The following is an 18,228-nucleotide window of genomic DNA, read 5'->3' as shown; positions in this document are numbered from 1 at the left end:
TTTGTGCTGTAAAAAGTTGTATTCAAGTTTTGAGCCAAGCGACATTTTTATAAAGGCTATTTGTCGCTAGATAAACGACAATATGGGATAATATGCACTCTTAAATTTGGGGGTTTTGGTTATGACAGTATTAGTAACGGGTGGAGCCGGTTACATCGGCAGCCATACGTGCATTGAATTAATTCATGCCGGTTTTGAAATAGTTGTAGTGGATAACCTTTGTAACAGTAAGTCGGAATCTCTAAAGCGAGTGGAGGACATTACCGGTAAAACGGTGCCTTTTCATTTGCTGGATGTGACGGATCGCGCGGCTCTGCGAGAGGTTTTCGAAACCTATACTATTACTGCCGCTATTCACTTTGCTGGCTTAAAAGCCGTAGGTGAGTCCAACGATATTCCTTTAACGTATTACCATAACAATGTTGGGGGAACCATTGCCCTATGTGAGGTAATGCAGGAATTTGGCGTAAACCCGCTGTTGTTCAGTTCTTCTGCCACGGTGTATGGGGATCCCGCGTCTGTTCCCATCCTTGAGAGCTTTCCAACCAGTGCGACCAACCCTTATGGTCGTAGTAAATTGATGGTCGAAGAGGTGTTACGTGACGCTTGTAAGGCGCCCGGTAATGAGTGGCGTGTTGCACTTTTGCGCTATTTTAATCCTATCGGTGCACATGAAAGTGGCAAAATCGGTGAGGATCCCCAGGGCATTCCTAATAATTTGTTGCCTTATGTGGCTCAGGTTGCCGTTGGTAAGCTTGAAAAACTGGGCGTGTTCGGTGACGACTACCCGACAAAAGACGGTACCGGTGTTCGTGACTATATCCATGTGGTTGATCTTGCCAAGGGGCATGTTAAGGCTCTGCAGAAGTTATTGGCTTCCGATGCTTGCTGCCTGACCTATAACCTGGGCACAGGTCTAGGGTACAGTGTCTTGGATATCGTTAAAGCATTTGAGCGGGCGAGCGGTAAAGGCGTGCCCTATCAAATTCTCCCGCGACGCCCGGGCGATATCGCCGAGTGTTACGCTAACCCCGCTCTGGCGGCTGGAGAGCTGGGTTGGGAAGCCGAGTTTGACATTGAGCGTATGGTGGAAGATGCCTGGCGTTGGCAGTCGAATAACCCGCGGGGATACGAGACATAACCAAGCCGTTGGGTACCCGTATATTGGTGAATGGATTGTTTCAATACCGTTGAATTAGCGTACCAGGGATGGTCATAGCTTCGTGAAACCGTGTGGCGGTATAAAAAGGTTCGCCACTTTTTTCGCCTAGGCGAGCTGCCGCTAAAAACCTATATCGATGCCATCATCGTTGCGAAAAAGCTTGCGAATGGCTCTGAGGGACCAGGAAAGAAGCTGGATGGGAAATTCTATGAAGAGTTCTAATATATCGAGAAGCAAGTGATCGCCGAGTCTTTCTCCCTTTCTTTTACTTGGCCAGATGAAATAGGCGGCAAAAAATGCAGTGATAGCGGCTAAGCAGACCTTAAAATTCCAGCCCTCCTGCACGATAACAAATAGTAAGACGCTCCCCACGATAAACAGCACAACGGCAATGAGCGCTCGAATGGTGGTCATTCGCAGCCACACCCAATCGAAAACCGCACGCTATCCTCCAATCGATAAGCCGTTAGGTACTCCCCCCACGCGCAGCCGGTATCCAGCCCAATAAAATTCTCCGATTCCGTTTTACCCATCATTGCCGCCCAGTGGCCGAAAAGAATTTTTTTGTGGCCACACTTGTGGGATGCGTGGCTGTACCATGGGGCATAGCCCTTTGGGGGTGAATCGGGGCCGCACTTGGTCTTCAGCTCTAGGCGGCCTTTTTTGTCGCAAAAGCGCATACGGGTGAAGTAGTTGGTGATTACTCTCAAGCGTGCTTCGCCCTTGAGCTTTCCACTCCAGCAATCGGGTTCATCGCCGTACATGGCTTTAAGATAGGCGTGGCTTTTTTTCCCCCGCAAGACCTCTTCCACTTCACCTGAATAGCTCAGAGCTTCACGAATACTCCATATTGGTGGAACACCTGCGTGCACCAAGGCGCAGCCCAGTTTTTTATCGTAGTGAAACAAGGGCTGCTGGCGTAACCAGAACATAAGCTCTTCACGGTCGGGTGCTTTAAGAACCCGGCTAAGCTCGTTCTCCTTATTGATCTTCTTGATGCCCGCATCTGCGGCCAGGAGGTGTAGGTCGTGGTTGCCAAGCACGGTAATTGCGGCTCGGCCCAGGCTCTTTATCAGCCTTAGTACACCGAGGCTGTCGTGACCACGGTTGACCAAATCGCCAGCGAACCAAACTTGATCGTGCTTTGGATCGAATTGGATTTTTTCGAGCAGCTGCTCTAAAGGGGTTAAGCAGCCCTGAATATCGCCGATTGCATAGCTCGCCATTGATTGTTTTTCTTATCGTTTGTTAGTGGAGGGCTTGAGGGGGGATCAGAGCAAAAGTAGGGATTTCAGCCTCGAAGCGACTACCATCATCACGCACCATGACATAGTGTCCGCGCATGGTGCCGGTTGTGGTTTCCAGTACCGCGCCGCTGGTATAGGTATAAGTTTCTCCTGCCTGTAATCGAGGTTGTTCACCGATAACACCCAAGCCGTTTACCTCTTGTACCCGATCGTGGGCATCGGTGATATGCCAGTAACGGCTGACGAGTTTTGCTGCCTCGGTGCCAGTGTTTTCAATGCTTATAGTGTAAGCGAATACGTACTTACTGTCATTGGGCTGGGATTGTTCATCCAGATATTGAGCGATAACACTGACTTTCATTTCAGAACTCTTGGATTGCGATTTACAGGGGCCATACCTGATTACACAGGGTGGTGTAATCGGCCAGGCTGAGATTTTCTGCGCGCTTGGATAGGTCAATAGTAAATTCATCGGCTGAAAAGTCGACGTCTAGACTTTTCAGCGAATTACGTAGGGTTTTGCGCCGCTGAGAAAATGCCGTTCTCACCAATAATTCCAGCTTTTCAATATGATGGACAGGGCAGGGCGGCTCGCTGTGGGGTGTTAAGCGCACAATCGCGGAATCCACCTTGGGCGCAGGCAGGAAAGATTCGGGCGGTACTTCAAACAGGTTTTCCACCGCACAATAGTACTGGGCCATAATGCTTAATCGCCCATAGTTTTTCTCGCCGGGAGACGCTGCCAGTCGCTCTACCACCTCTTTTTGCAGCATAAAGTGCATATCTTTTACTTTCCTCTGGTAGCTGAGCAGATGAAAGATCAACGGGGTGGAGATGTTGTAGGGCAGGTTTCCGACGATGCGCAGTGGGGCTCCTTCGCGAGCCAGGGTGGAAAAATCGAACTTTAACGCGTCGGTCTGGTGGATTTTGAAATCCCGGTATTTGGCGAACTGGGCTAGCAGTAGAGGAATTAAATCGCGATCGAGCTCAATAACATTGAGCGTTTCACAATGCTCCAGCAGCAGTTCGGTAATGGCTCCCTTCCCAGGGCCAATCTCTACCAGGTTATCCTCTGCCCTGGGGGCAATACTGCGCACAATACGGCTGATAAGGCGTTCGTCGACTAAAAAATTCTGGCCGAAGCGCTTGCGGGCGCGGTGGTCCATGGGATGTTTACTCATTGGTGTGATTCCGCCGCTTTAGCATTTTTGGCTAGGGCAATAGCTTCTTTAATAGCGACTTCCAGGCTGCCAGGGTTGGCTTTGCCGGTACCTGCAAGATCCAGTGCTGTGCCGTGATCAACAGAGGTGCGGATAAACGGAAGGCCTAGGGTGATATTTACCGCATTGCCAAAGCCCTTATACTTGAGCACCGGTAAGCCCTGGTCATGGTACATGGCCAGCACTGCATCGGCCTGCTCAAGATGGTAGGGGTTAAACAGTGTGTCGGCGGGCATAGGTCCAACCAAGTTTGCGCCCTGTGCACGAAACTCCGCCAGTACGGGTTCGATTACTTCAATTTCTTCCATTCCCAAATGACCACCTTCTCCGGCGTGAGGATTGAGGCCGCAGACCAGAATGCGCGGTGTAGACAGGCCAAATTTGGTTTTTAAGTCGTGCAGCAAAATGCGGAGTACTTCAGTCAGTGACTCCTTACTAATGGCGGCAGATACATCTTTAAGCGGTAAGTGAGTGGTTGCTAACGCGACTCTTAATCCGGTTGTTGCCAGCATCATAACGACTTTGGCAGTATGACTTTTTTCAGCGAAAAATTCGGTGTGACCCGAAAAACTGACACCGGCATCATTGATAATGCTTTTTTGTACGGGGCCGGTAATGATGCCAGCAAAGCTGCCAGTAAGACAGCCATCGGTTGCCGCCTGTAGTGTTTTGAGTACGTACTGGGCGTTGCGGCGGTCGAGCTTACCGGCAACAGCGGGGGCTTCAGTGGGAGTGTCTAACAGAAACAGCTCTCCAGCAGCGGTGCCTTTCGGCGCCGTTGCCGGATCGAAATCGATGAGCTTGATCGAGAGCCCCAATTGTTCGGCGCGGGCCTCCAGCAGTGAGCGACTGGCAATGGCTACCAGCTGATGCTCTCGAGGGCTCTGCGCTGCGGTTATGGCTAAATCGGGGCCAATGCCCGCCGGTTCCCCGGGGGTGAGTGCTAGGCGCAGTGCTTGTGTCACGCAATTAGTCCGTTTAAATTTTAATTTCGATAAAGGCTTCGTCGCGCATTTCCTGTAGCCATACCTGTGTTTCGTCTTCGAAACGGCGGCTGGTGAGTACCTGGCGAGCCTTCATGCGGATGGCTTCTTTGGTAAAATCTTCCTGGCGGCGCTCCTGTACTTCGAGAATATGCCAGCCAAACTGGGTAAGAAATGCTTCAGACACTTCGCCGATTTGAGCGTCCTTCACCTTCTTGGCAAATTCAGGGACGAACTGCTTAGGGTCTGTCCAACCCATATCGCCACCTTGCATTTTCGAGCCAATATCTTCCGAATGATCCTTGGCCAGATCCCCAAATTCCCCTTCGCCGCTTACAATCTGCTCCCGCAGACCGTTGATTTTCTCCAGTGCCTTTTCTTCGGACAGTATGGCGGAAGGTTTGACCAGAATATGGCGTACTTTGGCCTGGGCTATAACCTGTTTGGTTTCGCCTTTTTTACCGTGCAGTTTAAGGATATGGAATCCCGCCTGGCTGCGGGCAGGTTTGGATACTTCGCCCACTTGCAGTTTGGGAACGATTTCTGCGAAGAGCGTGGGTAGATCAGTGGATTTGCGGAAACCCAGGTCGCCGCCCTTAAGGGCTGAGGGACCAGAAGATTCGGCAATAGCCATCTCCTCAAAATTTGCGCCGTTTTTCAGCTGTTGGTAGATACGCTCAACGCGTTCCTCGGCGGCCAGAGTTTGTGTTTTATTCGGTGCGGCAGGAAGAGAAACCAGAATATGGCCCAGGTGGTAATCTGGTGAGATCCAAAACTGGGCATCAGCCGACTTCAGGAAGTTACTGATTTCCTGCTCGGAAATACGGATGCGGTTGCGTACCACGCCTTGGGATACGTTGTTGATTTTCATATCGCGGCGAATTTTTGCTCTGAACTCGCCAAGAGTTGTGCCGTCCTGAGCGAGACCTTCAGCCAGCTGCTGGTCGTTCAAGCCCTGACCAGCTTTAATATTCTCGATGGCGCCATTGATATCTTCATCAGATACTTCAACACCATAACGCCCAGCCATATTAAGCTGCAGGGTTTCAGATATCAGCTGATCCAAGATCTGGCTTTGTAGCACATCCCGTGGTGGCAGGCGCATGGAGGCCTGTTGGGCGCGTACGGTGACCTCGGCCACCCGTACATCCAGCTCAGACTGGGTGATAACCGATTTGTCCACGATTACGACAATGCGATCAAGCATTTGCGGCTCGGCGTTGAGCGTTGTGGAGGTGATTGCGAAGCACAAGCCCAAAACGGGCGCTAAAAGTTTTTTACTTATTTGCATGATTATCTACTGGTTTAGGCGTCTTTCCCGTTCCCGGTAGCCGTAAATACTGTCTTCCAGTATCGCATCTACCTTGGCTCCGGAACTTCCCAGCCCTTTTAGTTGTAATTCAAAAAATATCCCCTGATCGTAGAGGGCATCTTCACTTTCGGTGAGGGCCGCTATATTACTGTCCAGCCAGCGGCGAGCCAAGAGGCGAACACGATAGCAGCAATCGTTGTATTCGAGCCCGGCGAAAGCTTCCAGTTCCCGCCCGGAGGAGTAATCGTAGTTATAGCGAGCCATCGTGACCCATTGTTTTGCTACCGGTGAGACAAAGGATACATCGAGCTGATCGATACCGGTACTCCCGGAAGTCCCTTTGCGAATATAGCTGTAGCCCAAATTTACCAGCGATTGGCTATCGGGTGTTGCCAGCTGAACGCCAGCGGTGCCCCTTGTAAAGTGGCTGCTCTCGCCATCGTAAATACTGCTGGCAAAAAATCGCCCCCACGGACCGAGGCGGAAACGCAGTTCACCGGCAAATTCTGACTTTTCCTGGGTTCCGACACTTTCGTTAAGAGCGATCTTCTGGCCACCAAAATACACAATTTGCCCCAGACTGACGCTCAGGTATTCCTCGCCAGAGTCATTGTGGTACCAATTGGAGGTCACACCAACGGTCATACGGTTAGAATCTTCCAGCCGATCGCCTCCGCTGAAGCGTGAATCCCGGTAGAGCTGGGAGTAGGAAAATGTCCGCTCGCTGGTGTCGAAATTGATCGCCTGGCCGTCATCGGTAAGGTTGAACAGATTTTCGTGGTCATCATAGGTGCGATAAAGGTAATAAATTCGCGGTTCCAGTGTTTGCAGAAAAGTGCCGCCAGCGTGATCAAAAATAAGCCCTGTATCAAGGCTGGCTGAGGCGGTGGCGACACTGGGTGAGGATTCAACACCACTGGAAAGAGCGTCTTCGTCTAGCTGGTAATGGAGGCTTTGAACCCCCAGCTCAGGTTTGATAAAACCCCAGCTGGCGCGTTTGCTCAGATTAAAACGATAGTCTGTGGTCAGGCGCTGACCTTTAATTATGGCTTGGCCGTTACGCCAATAGTCATCATCGTGATCGAAACGCGTATATTCGTGCGTTAGCTTTGTGCCCCACGGCCCCTGCTGATAGTTACCATTGAGGTTGATTTGCGGTAGGCGCTGGTAGGGGTCATCTACGTCGTAGAGAAGAATTTGGTAGTTCTGTGTCAAGGCACTGAGTTGCCAGTTTTCCAGCTCGTATCCCAGCATCAGGCTTTGGTTTAGGTGCGTAGTGTTTTGCACCGAAAAGGATGAAATACCCAGATCGCGAAAGTAATCGTTATCGCTTACTTGGGTGTAGTCGACCTCAGATAACCAACGCTGGTTCGCACCACCAAACTGTTGTAGATGAGTCAACCAGCGATTTTGCCCTTTGTAGGGTTTCGCATCGGCTTCGCTAATAACTCCCTGATTGATCTGATCCTCCAGATCGGGATCTCTACCGCCTTGATCATTGACCAGAATGGCAATATCGGAGGTTGTCTCAAACAAGGGGCTAAGGTGGCGAAACTCAGTTTCCAGCATCGCTCCGCGCTTACTGATAAGCCGGGGTGTTACGGTTGCGTCATAGTTGGGGGCGAGGTTGAAATAGTAAGGCAAGGCCAAATCAACGCCGTTCTGTTCGCTAACGCTAATTGATGGAAACAGTAGGCCTGATTTGCGCTCACCTCCGACAGGAAAGGTAATATAGGGCAAATAAAGCACCGGAACATCGAGAATTCTTAGTTTGATATGGCGCCCGGTGCCTTGCTGGTTCTGGGTATCGATGGAAATCTGCTCACCTTCCAGTACCCAGGTGTTGGTGCCGGGTTCGCAGCTGGTGAATGCACCGTTTTCCAGCTCAATCACCTTTTCTGCACTCTGGCTGATGGTGTCTGCTCCACCGCGTAAGTGCTGCCCGTGCAGCACAAATTCCGCATTGGTAAAAGAAGCTGAGTGGTTGGCGCCGTTGGCCTTGGCGGCACTGCCGTGGAGGAGTACTCCCTGCTGGCGAATGACAACATTGCCTTCCATACTGGCTCTGTCTGACGTAATTTCGTATGTCATTTTATCGGCAAGTATGCGGCGGGCACCTTGGGACAGCACCACATTGCCTTCCAGTAAAGCGGTTTCCCCTTCGCGAACGACGGTCTTATCGGCTTCTATTTCGAGTGGAAACCTGTCGAGATTATTGCGTTCTTCTCCGAGCGCGTCCGCGATGGACTGCATTGGGTCGATATACAGCCCTTCGCAACCTGGCACTATTTGTTGCTGCTGTTCGGGGCTGAGAGTCTGGAAGGGGTGGAAATCGTAGCGCTGCTGCTTTTCCTTATCCGTTAAGGTGTCGTCGGCAAGTGGGCTTGCGGTTAGCACGCACAGCAAGGGTGAAAAAAACAGCAAAAGGCTGCCGTTATCAAGTCGTGTTCGCCGAGATGTCTTCGGTTGCTTGTGGCGAGCAGAGCTCTTGGGCATACTAATTTCCGAAAAAAATGAAGGGTGCTTTACAGCATTAATAGTACAAAGCGGAGATTCTACTGATCTCATCGCCAAGTGTACATTCACTGTGCCCAATTTTAATTATAGGAGTCACGTGTGGTAGCCGGAGAAACAGGCTTCGATTTAGCTCAGCAGGAAAAACAACACACTATCGATGAGTTGGCCCGTTGGGTAAAACAGCAATTGCCAGCATCCGAAGCAGCGGTTGAAGCCTGGCAGCCTCTAGGGGGCGATGCAGGCTTTCGTAACTACTTTCGTCTGGGGGAACAGTCGGGCTTGATGGCTGTGTGGTCGCCGCCGAAAACGGAAAAAAACAGAGAATTTGTTGCGATAGCGGGGTACTTAAGGCTACAGGGTATTCATACGCCAGACATTCGCGCCTATGATCCTGTGCGTGGTTTTATGGTGGTCGAAGATCTAGGCGAACAATTACTGCTCGATTTGCTGACGGACAAAACCGTTGAAAACTATTATCAGCAAGCATTGGATGTGCTGGTAAGGCTGCAGCGTTGCCCACCGGAAAATACCATCTTCAAGGCTTACGACCGGCAGGAGCTATTGCGTGAACTCAATCTATTTACAGAGTGGTTTGTGCCGAAGCTGCTCGGGCACAGTTTGGATGAGGCTGAAGAAAAGTTACTTGCACACACTTTTGATCTTCTCTGTGACAGCGCGCTGGAGCAAACACAAGTTATTGTTCACCGGGATTTTCATTCGCGCAATCTGGTTTATTGCGAGCATTCTCCGCTGGGGGTTATCGATTTTCAGGATGCGGTACAGGGGCCGGTGACGTACGACCTAGTATCGCTGTTGCGGGACTGTTATATCCAGTGGCCTGCCGAGCAGGTTGAACACTGGGCGCAGGACTACCGGGCCAGGGCTGTCGACGCGGGCATTCTGAGTGCTGTAGACGACGAAACATTTATACGTTGGTTCGATTGGATGGGGCTGCAGCGGCATATCAAAGTGCTGGGCATTTTTGCCCGGCTGTATTTGCGTGATGGTAAAGCGGGTTATTTGCAGGATTTACCTTTGGTGATTCACTACACGCGATCCGTCGCCAGCAAGTATCCTCAGCTCAAGGCGTTTACCGACTGGTTTGATCAAAGATTAATGCCACGAATTTATCAGCAGGATTGGATGAGTCAAGGTGATTAAGCAAGCCATGATCCTGGCGGCCGGTGAAGGCCGGAGAATGCAACCGCTGACACTCTCAACGCCAAAGCCGCTATTGCAGGCCGGTAAAAAAACGCTGATCGAGCATCAGCTGGATAAACTCATTGCCGCCGGTATTGAATCGGTCATTATCAATGTGGCCTACTTGGGTCAGCAAATCATGGATTTTTTGGGTGATGGCGAACGCTACGGTGTCGCTATTCAATACTCGTTGGAGCCAGAACCGCTGGAGACTGCGGGAGCGATTAACCACGCCTTGACGGCTCTGGACAATCAGCCCTTTTTATTGGTGAACAGTGATGTGTGGTGCGACTACCCTTTAGAGCAACTCACCCAAATGGATGTTGGCGATGCCCATCTGGTGATGATTCCCAATCCCGCTCACAACAGTTCAGGTGATTTTGGACTGAATAACGGTTTGGTGGTAAAGGCAGGGAGCAATCAAACAAGCTGTACGTTTAGCGGCTTAAGCGTGTTTCATCCCTCAGTCATTGAAAGTTACCCCCGGCGTCGACCAATATTTCCGCTGCGGGAGGTCTTCCATTGGCTGGCACCGCAAAAACGTTTAACAGGTGAACTCTACCGAGGGGCGTGGATGGATATCGGTACACCAGAGCGATTGGCGGTATTAAGAGAAGTACTTAGCTGAGGAGTCTCTGATTAAGGCCAGAAACTATTTGGACTTGATAAGAGTTTCCCTTAGCGGCCATCAATACGCACACCGCGAGCATTCTTGTTCAAAAAACCTCTTACACGCTTTGCCAGCAGGTTTTCTTTTTCTTCGTCCGTTGTCGTTAACAGGCCGATTTTAACTTGAGTGTAACGGCTTAGCTGTTTAGTTCTGGCCGCTTTCTTTCGTGCACCGGGTTCAAAGGCGTCCAAATAGTGGTAGGGCGTATAGATATCCAAAATAGGCAAGCTGTCGTCGTTGAGCCAGTCTGTCAATGCTTTCTCTTGAGGATCGTTACCGCTTGGGATGTGATTGCGGGCGTTGACGAGAATTAGTGCGCGCACGGGCCGAGAGATAACAGCTTTGGATTTGGTTTTGCGTAGTTGCTTATCCAGGTCGCCGGTGGCAACTCTGTTGCCAATCGAGTCCAAAAAACGAGCCGCCCTGGCGGCACCCAAGCCGTAGCCAACAAAGACAATATTGTACTGTCCCTTGTTTTTTAAATAGTCCATAGCGGCTTGAGCGCGAGCCTGAATAATTTGTTCAATATCCTTGCTAGGTCCCTCTGGCTTGGCTTCGGGTATTGGTGAAACCTCAGCCGTTGCACTGGCTTGCGCAGTATTTTCGCCTTCCGTTTTTTGTGCTTCAGAGCTCTCCTCTGGTTTCGGTAGCTGTGTTTGGGGCCGGGTCGGTGGCTTTTGTGGGCTTGGATTGGCGAGGGATATCGATAGCGTAGCCCAGCCGAAACGAGCCAGATGTTCGCGTATTACTGAAATAGTATTCGGCCAGTTAGCGTGTTCGCCCTCGGCGTGAAAAATAAGAACGGCACCGATAGGCACACCACTGGTGTCCGGTTGCCAGAGCCCAAGAAAATCTTTCCCGTTGGCATTCAGTGTGACCAGGCCTTGAGAATCTAACTCTTCTCTAAGTCGTTGCTGCTGAGAAGCTTCCGTATCTGGGGCGGAAAGAGGTACTGGCGTTGGCGATCCCGTGGCAGTACTGGTTTCGGTATCGTTAAGCTGTTCGCCTTCTTGTACTTCCTGTGCGCCGGTGGCTGAGTAAAAAAGCAGCAAGTTTAGCGCACAGATAAGGCGCAGGATGAAAACTGAGAGGTGATTATGGCGTGTTATAAAAAACCGGTTTAGTGCTTTATTCATATTCAGTACAATACTCTGCTTAAACTCGATACGAACGGGAATCGGTATGACGGCAACAGTGGTTGCGAGTAACGGTAATACATTTAGCATAGCACCCTCCATTCTTGCAGCCGATTTTGCGCGCCTGGGTGAAGAGGTAGATGCGGTGCTGGCTGCAGGAGCCGATATTATCCATTTCGATGTAATGGATAATCACTACGTACCCAATCTCACCTTTGGTTCGATGATTTGTAAAGCTTTGCGTGACTACGGTATTAGCGCGCCCATTGATGTTCATTTGATGGTCGAGCCGGTGGACGATTTAATTGCCCGCTTTGCTGATGCCGGGGCGACTTATATCTCGTTTCATCCAGAGGCCAGCCGTCACCTAGATCGCTCACTGCAGCTAATTCATGATAAAGGGTGTAAAGCGGGGCTAGCACTAAATCCCGGTACCCGTCTGGAGTTGATTGAACCCGTACTGGAGCGTCTGGATTTACTGTTACTGATGTCGGTTAATCCGGGATTTGGTGGCCAAGTATTTATTCCCTACGTATTGGATAAAATTCGTGCCGCGCGCGGGTTTCTGGATGAGCGAAATTCATCTGCTCTGCTGGAGGTGGACGGGGGTATTAATCTCGATAATATTGGGCCGCTTGCCCAAGCGGGAGCTGATACTTTTGTTGCGGGCTCGGCTATTTTTGGAAGCGATGATTACCAGCAAGTGATAGCGTCTATGCGTGCTACACTGGCCCAGGTTAAACAGTAATAGAAAGTAATTCCCCATGTTAAAACGTCATTTCATTACAGGATTTCTTATTTGCGAGCGCTGGCGAGGGTGGTTCAACGCCACCGTATAAATCCCTGTAAATAAAACAATCAGAGACACGAAAATGACGCCCGAACAGTTTTCTCAGTTGGCCGCTCAAGGCTACAACCGTATACCGGTAACCCGTGAAGTTTTGGCTGATACCGAAACGCCGCTTTCGAGCTATCTGAAATTGGCCGATGGCCCATATTCCTACCTGTTTGAATCGGTACAGGGAGGCGAAAAGTGGGGGCGTTATTCCATTATCGGCCTGCCCGCACGAGAAAGGTTGGAGGCACGGGAGAACACCGTCCAGATTATCCGCGACGGTAGCGTTATCGAGCAGCTGGAATCTGACGATCCTCTGGAGTTTGTGAAAGTCTATCAGGCGCGGCACAAGGTTCCTGAGCTAGAAGGCCTGCCCAATTTTAGTGGTGGTTTAGTGGGTTATTTTGCCTACGATTGCGTTCGCTATGTGGAACGGCGGCTCGCCGACTCTGTGCCGACCGATGAAATTGGAACACCAGACATTTTACTGACGGTATCCGATGAGGTTCTGGTATTCGATAACCTTCAGGGTAAGCTACACCTGATCGTGCACGTTAATCCGACGCAAGAGGGGACGCTGGCTCAAGCTCAGGCTCGCTTGGATGCATTGGAGCGGCAGTTGGGCCAAGGTTTGGTTAACTTGCCAGCCATGCCCCGTCCACAGAACAAGCAGGGCCCCACCGAGAGCGAAGGCGACTTTGTATCCAGTTATGGGCGTCAACCCTTCATTGATGATGTCAATCGTATTAAAGAATACATCTTAGCGGGTGATACTATGCAGGTGGTGGTGTCTCAGCGTTTGTCTCACCCGTTCGAGGTGCCGCCTATTAATCTCTACCGAGCGTTGCGCTGTCTGAATCCATCGCCCTATATGTATTTCCTGAATTTGGGCGATCACCATGTGGTGGGATCCAGCCCGGAAATCCTGGCGCGGCTGGAAAATGGCGAAATGACCGTTCGCCCCATTGCTGGTACTCGTCGCCGAGGTTATAGCGAAGAAGAAGATCTGGCGATGGAAAAGGATCTGGTGAATGATCCAAAAGAAATAGCAGAGCATCTGATGCTGATCGACCTGGGCCGCAACGATGTGGGCCGTGTGGCGCAAATTGGCAGCGTTAAACTTACCGAAAAAATGGTGGTCGAACGTTTTTCACATGTGATGCATATTACCTCCAATGTAACAGGCCAGCTCAAGCCGGAACTGGATGCGATTGATGTTTTGCGCGCGGCACTACCGGCAGGAACCCTTTCCGGAGCGCCTAAAATTCGTGCGATGGAAATTATTGATGAACTGGAGCCGGTTAAACGCGGCATATACGGCGGTGCGGTGGGGTATCTTTCCTGGCACGGTAATATGGACACTGCCATTGCGATTCGTACGGCGGTGATCAAAAACGGCAGAGTTTATGTTCAGGCCGGGGCTGGCGTGGTTGCTGACTCTGTTCCCGAGCTGGAATGGAAAGAAACCATGAACAAGGCACGAGCAGTATTTTCTGCGGTAGACTGGGTAAATACTGCGGAGTAGTTATTTAACGTGGGATTGGGGTATATTAGGCTCGCATACGGAGTTTTCCGTAGCGGGCAAGCTAGTCTACGACGGAAAAGCATAAAAGCATGAGGGGTAGTTTTGGAGTCGAATATAGCGAATCTCAGTGGAGTAGCCGGACATAATGATGAGGCCCATAGTTCACCTGATGGCCACATCGATAGTATGTCCGAGATTCATCGCTTCAGTAAAACTGAGCTGGACCAGTTCAAAATACTGTACCAGGGAACGGCCAATACCCAGCTTTTGAAGGTCTTCCGGGATTTACGTACCCGTGTTTACAGTAAGGCTCAGGGGAACAATTTTATTTGTATGATGACCTCCGTTGTACCCGACGGAGGTTGCTCTTACGTCACCAAGAATTTGGCGGCGGCAATTGCCCTGGATAAAACCCGTACTTCTTTGGTTGTAGATGCCAATTTCTACGACCCTTCGATGGACAATATGATTGTTACCGACTCTGAAGTAGGGCTAACCGATTACCTCGATAGCGGTTCGTTGGGGATCGAATCTATTGTCTATGCCTCTGGCATTCCTCGTGTTCGGGTAATTCCCGTTGGTGGTAATACTGAGGGCGCGACGGAGCGTTTGTCTTCGCGACGAATGCAGGTGTTTTTGAAAGAATTAAAGACGCGCTATTCCGATCGCTATATTTTGCTGGACGCACCTTCTGTTAGTGAGTATTCAGCCGAAGCACGTATTATGGCGGCCCTGTGTGATTTTGTAATCCTGGTTGTGCCGTACGGCAAAGTAACTGAATCTCAGGTGAAGGCTGCGATTGAAGCCATTGGTGAAAACCGTCTGGCAGGCTTGGTATTCAACTATTTGTAGCCGAGCACTAAGCTAGTGAAAACAAAAAAATGCCGACGTTGTGTCGGCATTTTTATTTCTGGGGTTTAGCGGCTCTGTTCGGAGCTATTGGCCGGATCAGTTTACCTGGATATTATATTTCTTCATCAGGTCATAGAGCGTTGGGCGTGTAATGCCGAGTAGTTTGGCCGTGGCGGAAATATTGTGTTCCGACATGGTTAAAGCTCGCAGAATCGCGGCTCGTTCGGCGTTGTAGCGCACCTCTCGCAAATTCAAGCTGAGGCTTTCGTCAGATACCAGGCCCAGGTCTTCCGATGAAATTTGTTTTTCCTCAGACATAACAACGGAGCGTTTTACCCTATTCTCCATTTCTCGGATATTACCGGGCCATTGATAGGCCTCTATGGTCTCGGTCGCTTCAGATGAAAAACCGGTAATGGCTGCGTTCATCTGTTTGACATAAGTATGGAGAAAGTGGCGTGCGAGAAGTAGTTTGTCACCCTGACGGTCTCGCAGAGGTGGAATCTGTATTTCCATTTCGCAAATACGGTAGTAGAGATCTTCTCGAAATGTACTCTCAGCCACCATCTTTTGTAAATTTTTATTCGTGGCGCATACAACGCGAACATCGACAGGAATTTCTTCGCGTCCGCCAACACGTTCAATGACGCGCTCCTGCAAAAAGCGCAGCAACTTGGCTTGAAGAGATAAGGGCATATCTCCAATTTCATCCAGAAACAGCGTACCCTCGTGGGCGGTTTCGACCTTGCCAATGGTGCGTTTGTTAGCGCCTGTAAAGGCACCCTTCTCGTAGCCGAAAAGTTCGCTTTCCATCAGGTTTTCGGGTACCGCTGCACAGTTAATAGCGACCATGCGTTTTTCACAGCGAGGGCTGAGTTTGTGCAGTGCTTTGGCAAGTACTTCTTTACCTGTGCCACTTTCGCCGGTGAGTGTGCAGGTAACATCGGAAGGTGCGAGCTTTTCGACTGTGCGACAGATTTTTAGCATGGCGGGATCGCAGGCGATAACGCCGTCTAAAGGCGCGAGCATGGATTCCTGTAGCCGACGATTTTGCTTTTCCAGATTATGGATGTGGTAAGCGCGCTGAAGAATCAGATCCAATGTTTCTGGATTTACCGGTTTTTGATAAAAGTCGTAAGCACCCATAGCAACAGCGCGTACGGCATTTTCATAGTCGGCATTACCGGTCATCACGATAATTTTTGCAGACGGGGAAAGGTTAGAAATTTCGCGGATGCAGCGAAATCCTTCGTCTACGCCTTCGTCGTCGGGTGGTAAGCCCAGATCTTGTAAAATAATCGGTGGTTCATGTAAGCGAACAGCCGCAATGGCATCTTTTCTATCTGCTGCACAAATCACTTCGTATTGATCAAAATGCCAGCGCAACTGGCTTTGCAATCCCAGGTCGTCCTCGATAATTAATAATTTTTGCTTTGCTTCTGGTTTATTCATTCGACATCCATTTTAGTTGCAACTATCGGCCGTGCACTTGTTTGAAACTTGGTCTAGCGCTTTTTACAGAAGGGGGAGGGTGATTATAAAGGTAGTTCCTTCGCCGGGTGAACTTTCTACCGCAATATTTCCGCCAAGACTTTGAGCATACTCCTTGGCTTGGTACATTCCTATACCCATCCCCTTGCCCGTTTTGGTGGTTTCAAACGGTTTGAACAGGCGCGACTGGATAAATTCCGGCTCCATACCCGAGCCATTGTCTTCAATATGGACATAAGCAATATTGCCGTCGAGCTCTGTAGAAATATCAATAAAGCCTTCCTCGCCTGTCGCATCCTGAGCGTTTTGAATGATATGGGTAAAAACCATAACCAGGCTGTCCAGGTCTGCTTTAACTTTCCATTCGGGATCAACCGAGCGTAATGTTGGCGCGGGACTTGATTTTTGGCAGCGTTTAACCGATTCGACTAAAACATGCTTGATAGAGAGTACGGTGACATCTTCAGGCTCATTATGCTGAAGCTTACGCAGTAGGTTATTCATACGCATAACAGAATTGTTAATGGTATTAATGGCATCCTCCACAAAGGCGGGGTTATCTTTGTGTTTTTCTGCATTTTTCACAACCAGCGATTGCTGTGCGATTAGATTCTTTAAATCGTGCATTACGTAAGCTGAAAGCTTGTTAAAGGCATCAAACTGTCGAGATTCAGCCAACAGTTCCGACTGCTCATGGCGTTCCAGGTAACTGGCAATTTGCCGACCAACCGTTTTTACCAGGTCGAGATCTTCCCAGTTGAGCGTTGTACTGGTATGTGGAGCTGTGAGGCAGATAAAACCAACCAAGCTGCTTTCGTTGAGCAGCGGCATTATCATCCAAATATCATAGATTTCGTCTGCCCATTCAGGCAGTGCGTCATTGTGCTGGGCTAATGCCGGATGTGGAGAGTTGGGTGAAAAAACCCACTCCTGGGCCAGGATCGAGCAAAATTCACTCGAATTCGGCTCGATCATATCGGATATATCCATAGCGACGTGCACCTGCTGTACCGGCACAAGCACTTTCCCGCGCTTTAACCAGAGAGCACCGCCATTGCTTTTAAATAAATCTGCCACGACTGTGATGGCACGCGAATGGATCTCATCCGGCCCCGTCGGTTGTGATAACTGGTTGATCAATTTTAACCATTCGGCCCGGTAATCATATTTATGGCTGAATAAGTGTTTGTTGATTAAAACCTTCATTTTTTCCCGCACGGAGCGGGAAGAGAAAACGGCCCCTACGGTTAACAATCCGCATACGAGAAGAAGGGTGTAGATAACGGTGCCCCAGCTTCCACCGTACAGGTCAACGTAATAACCACCTGCAGCCAGTACTGTCAGTAGGGCCCCGACAATGGTAAGCGAAGTGGTGTAGAAAATAACAGGTCGGGAAAACGTGATTTTTGCCGATTGCATCGTCGGCATATTCAGAGCCATCACGCCGATAATCATAAAAATACTCGTTGCCATGCTCACTGCCGCGCGCGCTTGCCATAAATCAGCATTTAGCTGCAGGAAAACAAGGCTTTGGGAAAATAGGTAAGCATCGAAAATAAAAATAATGGCGAGGTTTAGACTGAGTAATTTAACTAATCGGTAATTGATAACATTGCGATACAACTGTTCAACGCCCAGCAAACCACCGATGGAAAATATAATGCCCTGCCAAATAATAAATTTCTCAAGCGCTGCGATCGAAGGAGACGTGTTGGCCATATAGAGCGCGGCGGTAAGCGTTGCAATGGTCCCACCGTAGACGGTGTATTTATAGAGTTTTGGCAGCGAGCTTGAGCAGAACGCCTCAGTGTTCTTTACCAAGGCAAATAGCCACACGGCGTAATGAAAAGTTTCTATACAGAGGATATGCTCTGAGCCAAGCGTGGTTATTTGCTGGAGTAGCGGGATTGAACTCAGCCATAGAAAGTGGATAAATGCGGCTACCGGTAAAGACCAGTGAAGGCGAGTTTGTTGGTGTTTTGCGGTTAGGGTAAGCGCCAGAATGAGGAATAGTAGTGCTGCACTGGCGAAAGCTGTTTGCGTTACGTTGCTAAATTCCATTCTTAGGCTCTTATTAT

General features: G+C 49.9%; 16 protein-coding genes. 6 read left to right on the top strand and 10 right to left on the bottom strand.

Annotated features, from left to right (window positions below):
- Nucleotides 1-121 precede the first annotated feature (121 nt).
- A complete protein-coding gene (gene galE, locus H5715_RS10920; RefSeq protein ID WP_075187582.1) occupies nt 122-1,141 on the top strand; it encodes a UDP-glucose 4-epimerase GalE in 1,020 nt (339 codons plus the stop codon).
- Between the two features lie 141 nt (nt 1,142-1,282).
- On the opposite strand, the gene H5715_RS10915 is transcribed toward galE, so the two are convergent.
- The 7 genes from H5715_RS10915 to H5715_RS10885 are packed head-to-tail and all read right to left on the bottom strand — an operon-like array spanning nt 1,283 to nt 8,420.
- On the bottom strand, nt 1,283-1,576 hold the full coding sequence (locus tag H5715_RS10915; RefSeq protein ID WP_075187581.1) for a hypothetical protein: 294 nt from the start codon (nt 1,574-1,576) through the stop codon (nt 1,283-1,285).
- Nucleotides 1,573-2,388 carry a symmetrical bis(5'-nucleosyl)-tetraphosphatase gene (locus H5715_RS10910; RefSeq protein ID WP_075187580.1) on the bottom strand — a complete coding sequence of 272 codons (816 nt, stop codon included), beginning with the start codon at nt 2,386-2,388 and terminating at the stop codon, nt 1,573-1,575. The genes H5715_RS10915 and H5715_RS10910 overlap by 4 nt, the downstream gene beginning before the upstream one ends.
- Before the next feature lie 22 nt (nt 2,389-2,410).
- On the bottom strand, nt 2,411-2,770 hold the full coding sequence (apaG, locus tag H5715_RS10905) for a Co2+/Mg2+ efflux protein ApaG (RefSeq protein ID WP_075187579.1): 360 nt from the start codon (nt 2,768-2,770) through the stop codon (nt 2,411-2,413).
- A gap of 22 nt (nt 2,771-2,792) precedes the next feature.
- Nucleotides 2,793-3,590: a 16S rRNA (adenine(1518)-N(6)/adenine(1519)-N(6))-dimethyltransferase RsmA gene (rsmA, locus tag H5715_RS10900; protein WP_075187578.1), complete on the bottom strand. Its 798-nt coding sequence runs from the start codon at nt 3,588-3,590 to the stop codon at nt 2,793-2,795.
- Nucleotides 3,587-4,582 (bottom strand): 4-hydroxythreonine-4-phosphate dehydrogenase PdxA, encoded by a 996-nt coding sequence (gene pdxA / locus H5715_RS10895; protein ID WP_075187850.1) that lies wholly within the window; start codon nt 4,580-4,582, stop codon nt 3,587-3,589. Before pdxA ends, rsmA begins: the two co-directional genes overlap by 4 nt.
- Before the next feature lie 25 nt (nt 4,583-4,607).
- Nucleotides 4,608-5,903: a peptidylprolyl isomerase gene (locus H5715_RS10890; protein WP_083608219.1), complete on the bottom strand. Its 1,296-nt coding sequence runs from the start codon at nt 5,901-5,903 to the stop codon at nt 4,608-4,610.
- 6 nt (nt 5,904-5,909) lie between these two features.
- On the bottom strand, nt 5,910-8,420 hold the full coding sequence (locus H5715_RS10885) for an LPS-assembly protein LptD (protein ID WP_075187577.1): 2,511 nt from the start codon (nt 8,418-8,420) through the stop codon (nt 5,910-5,912).
- Nucleotides 8,421-8,540: 120 nt separating this feature from the next.
- Between H5715_RS10885 and H5715_RS10880 the strand changes: the two genes are divergently transcribed.
- Together H5715_RS10880 and murU are read left to right on the top strand one after the other, a co-directional pair.
- A complete protein-coding gene (locus H5715_RS10880) occupies nt 8,541-9,602 on the top strand; it encodes an aminoglycoside phosphotransferase family protein (RefSeq protein ID WP_139309915.1) in 1,062 nt (353 codons plus the stop codon).
- Nucleotides 9,595-10,269, top strand: coding sequence for an N-acetylmuramate alpha-1-phosphate uridylyltransferase MurU (gene murU / locus H5715_RS10875; protein ID WP_246434511.1), 675 nt, complete (start codon nt 9,595-9,597; stop codon nt 10,267-10,269). The genes H5715_RS10880 and murU overlap by 8 nt, the downstream gene beginning before the upstream one ends.
- A 50-nt stretch (nt 10,270-10,319) precedes the next feature.
- Here murU and H5715_RS10870 read toward each other — a convergent pair whose 3' ends face one another.
- The gene (locus H5715_RS10870) at nt 10,320-11,537 is read right to left on the bottom strand and encodes a DUF3530 family protein (protein ID WP_175574331.1); all 1,218 of its coding nucleotides are present in this window, start codon (nt 11,535-11,537) and stop codon (nt 10,320-10,322) included.
- Between H5715_RS10870 and rpe the strand changes: the two genes are divergently transcribed.
- From rpe to H5715_RS10855, 3 genes are all read left to right on the top strand, one after another.
- The gene (gene rpe / locus H5715_RS10865) at nt 11,494-12,195 is read left to right on the top strand and encodes a ribulose-phosphate 3-epimerase (RefSeq protein ID WP_075187575.1); all 702 of its coding nucleotides are present in this window, start codon (nt 11,494-11,496) and stop codon (nt 12,193-12,195) included. The genes H5715_RS10870 and rpe overlap by 44 nt on opposite strands.
- A 124-nt stretch (nt 12,196-12,319) precedes the next feature.
- Entirely contained in the window at nt 12,320-13,807 is a 1,488-nt protein-coding gene (trpE, locus tag H5715_RS10860; protein ID WP_075187574.1) for an anthranilate synthase component I, read from the top strand.
- A gap of 102 nt (nt 13,808-13,909) precedes the next feature.
- Entirely contained in the window at nt 13,910-14,659 is a 750-nt protein-coding gene (locus H5715_RS10855; protein WP_075187573.1) for a CpsD/CapB family tyrosine-protein kinase, read from the top strand.
- A 96-nt stretch (nt 14,660-14,755) separates the two neighbouring features.
- On the opposite strand, the gene prsR is transcribed toward H5715_RS10855, so the two are convergent.
- Together prsR and prsK are read right to left on the bottom strand one after the other, a co-directional pair.
- Nucleotides 14,756-16,111, bottom strand: coding sequence for a PEP-CTERM-box response regulator transcription factor (gene prsR / locus H5715_RS10850; RefSeq protein WP_075187572.1), 1,356 nt, complete (start codon nt 16,109-16,111; stop codon nt 14,756-14,758).
- A gap of 63 nt (nt 16,112-16,174) precedes the next feature.
- The gene (gene prsK / locus H5715_RS10845) at nt 16,175-18,211 is read right to left on the bottom strand and encodes an XrtA/PEP-CTERM system histidine kinase PrsK (protein ID WP_075187571.1); all 2,037 of its coding nucleotides are present in this window, start codon (nt 18,209-18,211) and stop codon (nt 16,175-16,177) included.
- Nucleotides 18,212-18,228 lie beyond the last annotated feature (17 nt).

The sequence above is a fragment of the Teredinibacter haidensis genome, assembly GCF_014211975.1.
Classification (GTDB): Bacteria; Pseudomonadota; Gammaproteobacteria; order Pseudomonadales; family Cellvibrionaceae; genus Teredinibacter; species Teredinibacter haidensis.
This window is presented reverse-complemented; position numbering and strand designations above follow the sequence as displayed.

What these genes read in the sequence shown, in the direction of transcription:
- apaG (WP_075187579.1), bottom strand. Translation starts at nt 2,770, where the DNA reads ATGAAAGTCAGTGTTATCGCTCAATATCTGGATGAACAATCCCAGCCC.
- prsR (WP_075187572.1), bottom strand. Translation starts at nt 16,111, where the DNA reads ATGAATAAACCAGAAGCAAAGCAAAAATTATTAATTATCGAGGACGAC.
- H5715_RS10870 (WP_175574331.1), bottom strand. Translation starts at nt 11,537, where the DNA reads ATGCTAAATGTATTACCGTTACTCGCAACCACTGTTGCCGTCATACCG.
- trpE (WP_075187574.1), top strand. Translation starts at nt 12,320, where the DNA reads ATGACGCCCGAACAGTTTTCTCAGTTGGCCGCTCAAGGCTACAACCGT.
- H5715_RS10890 (WP_083608219.1), bottom strand. Translation starts at nt 5,903, where the DNA reads ATGCAAATAAGTAAAAAACTTTTAGCGCCCGTTTTGGGCTTGTGCTTC.
- prsK (WP_075187571.1), bottom strand. Translation starts at nt 18,211, where the DNA reads ATGGAATTTAGCAACGTAACGCAAACAGCTTTCGCCAGTGCAGCACTA.
- rsmA (WP_075187578.1), bottom strand. Translation starts at nt 3,590, where the DNA reads ATGAGTAAACATCCCATGGACCACCGCGCCCGCAAGCGCTTCGGCCAG.
- rpe (WP_075187575.1), top strand. Translation starts at nt 11,494, where the DNA reads ATGACGGCAACAGTGGTTGCGAGTAACGGTAATACATTTAGCATAGCA.
- H5715_RS10885 (WP_075187577.1), bottom strand. Translation starts at nt 8,420, where the DNA reads ATGCCCAAGAGCTCTGCTCGCCACAAGCAACCGAAGACATCTCGGCGA.
- H5715_RS10910 (WP_075187580.1), bottom strand. Translation starts at nt 2,388, where the DNA reads ATGGCGAGCTATGCAATCGGCGATATTCAGGGCTGCTTAACCCCTTTA.
- galE (WP_075187582.1), top strand. Translation starts at nt 122, where the DNA reads ATGACAGTATTAGTAACGGGTGGAGCCGGTTACATCGGCAGCCATACG.
- H5715_RS10915 (WP_075187581.1), bottom strand. Translation starts at nt 1,576, where the DNA reads ATGACCACCATTCGAGCGCTCATTGCCGTTGTGCTGTTTATCGTGGGG.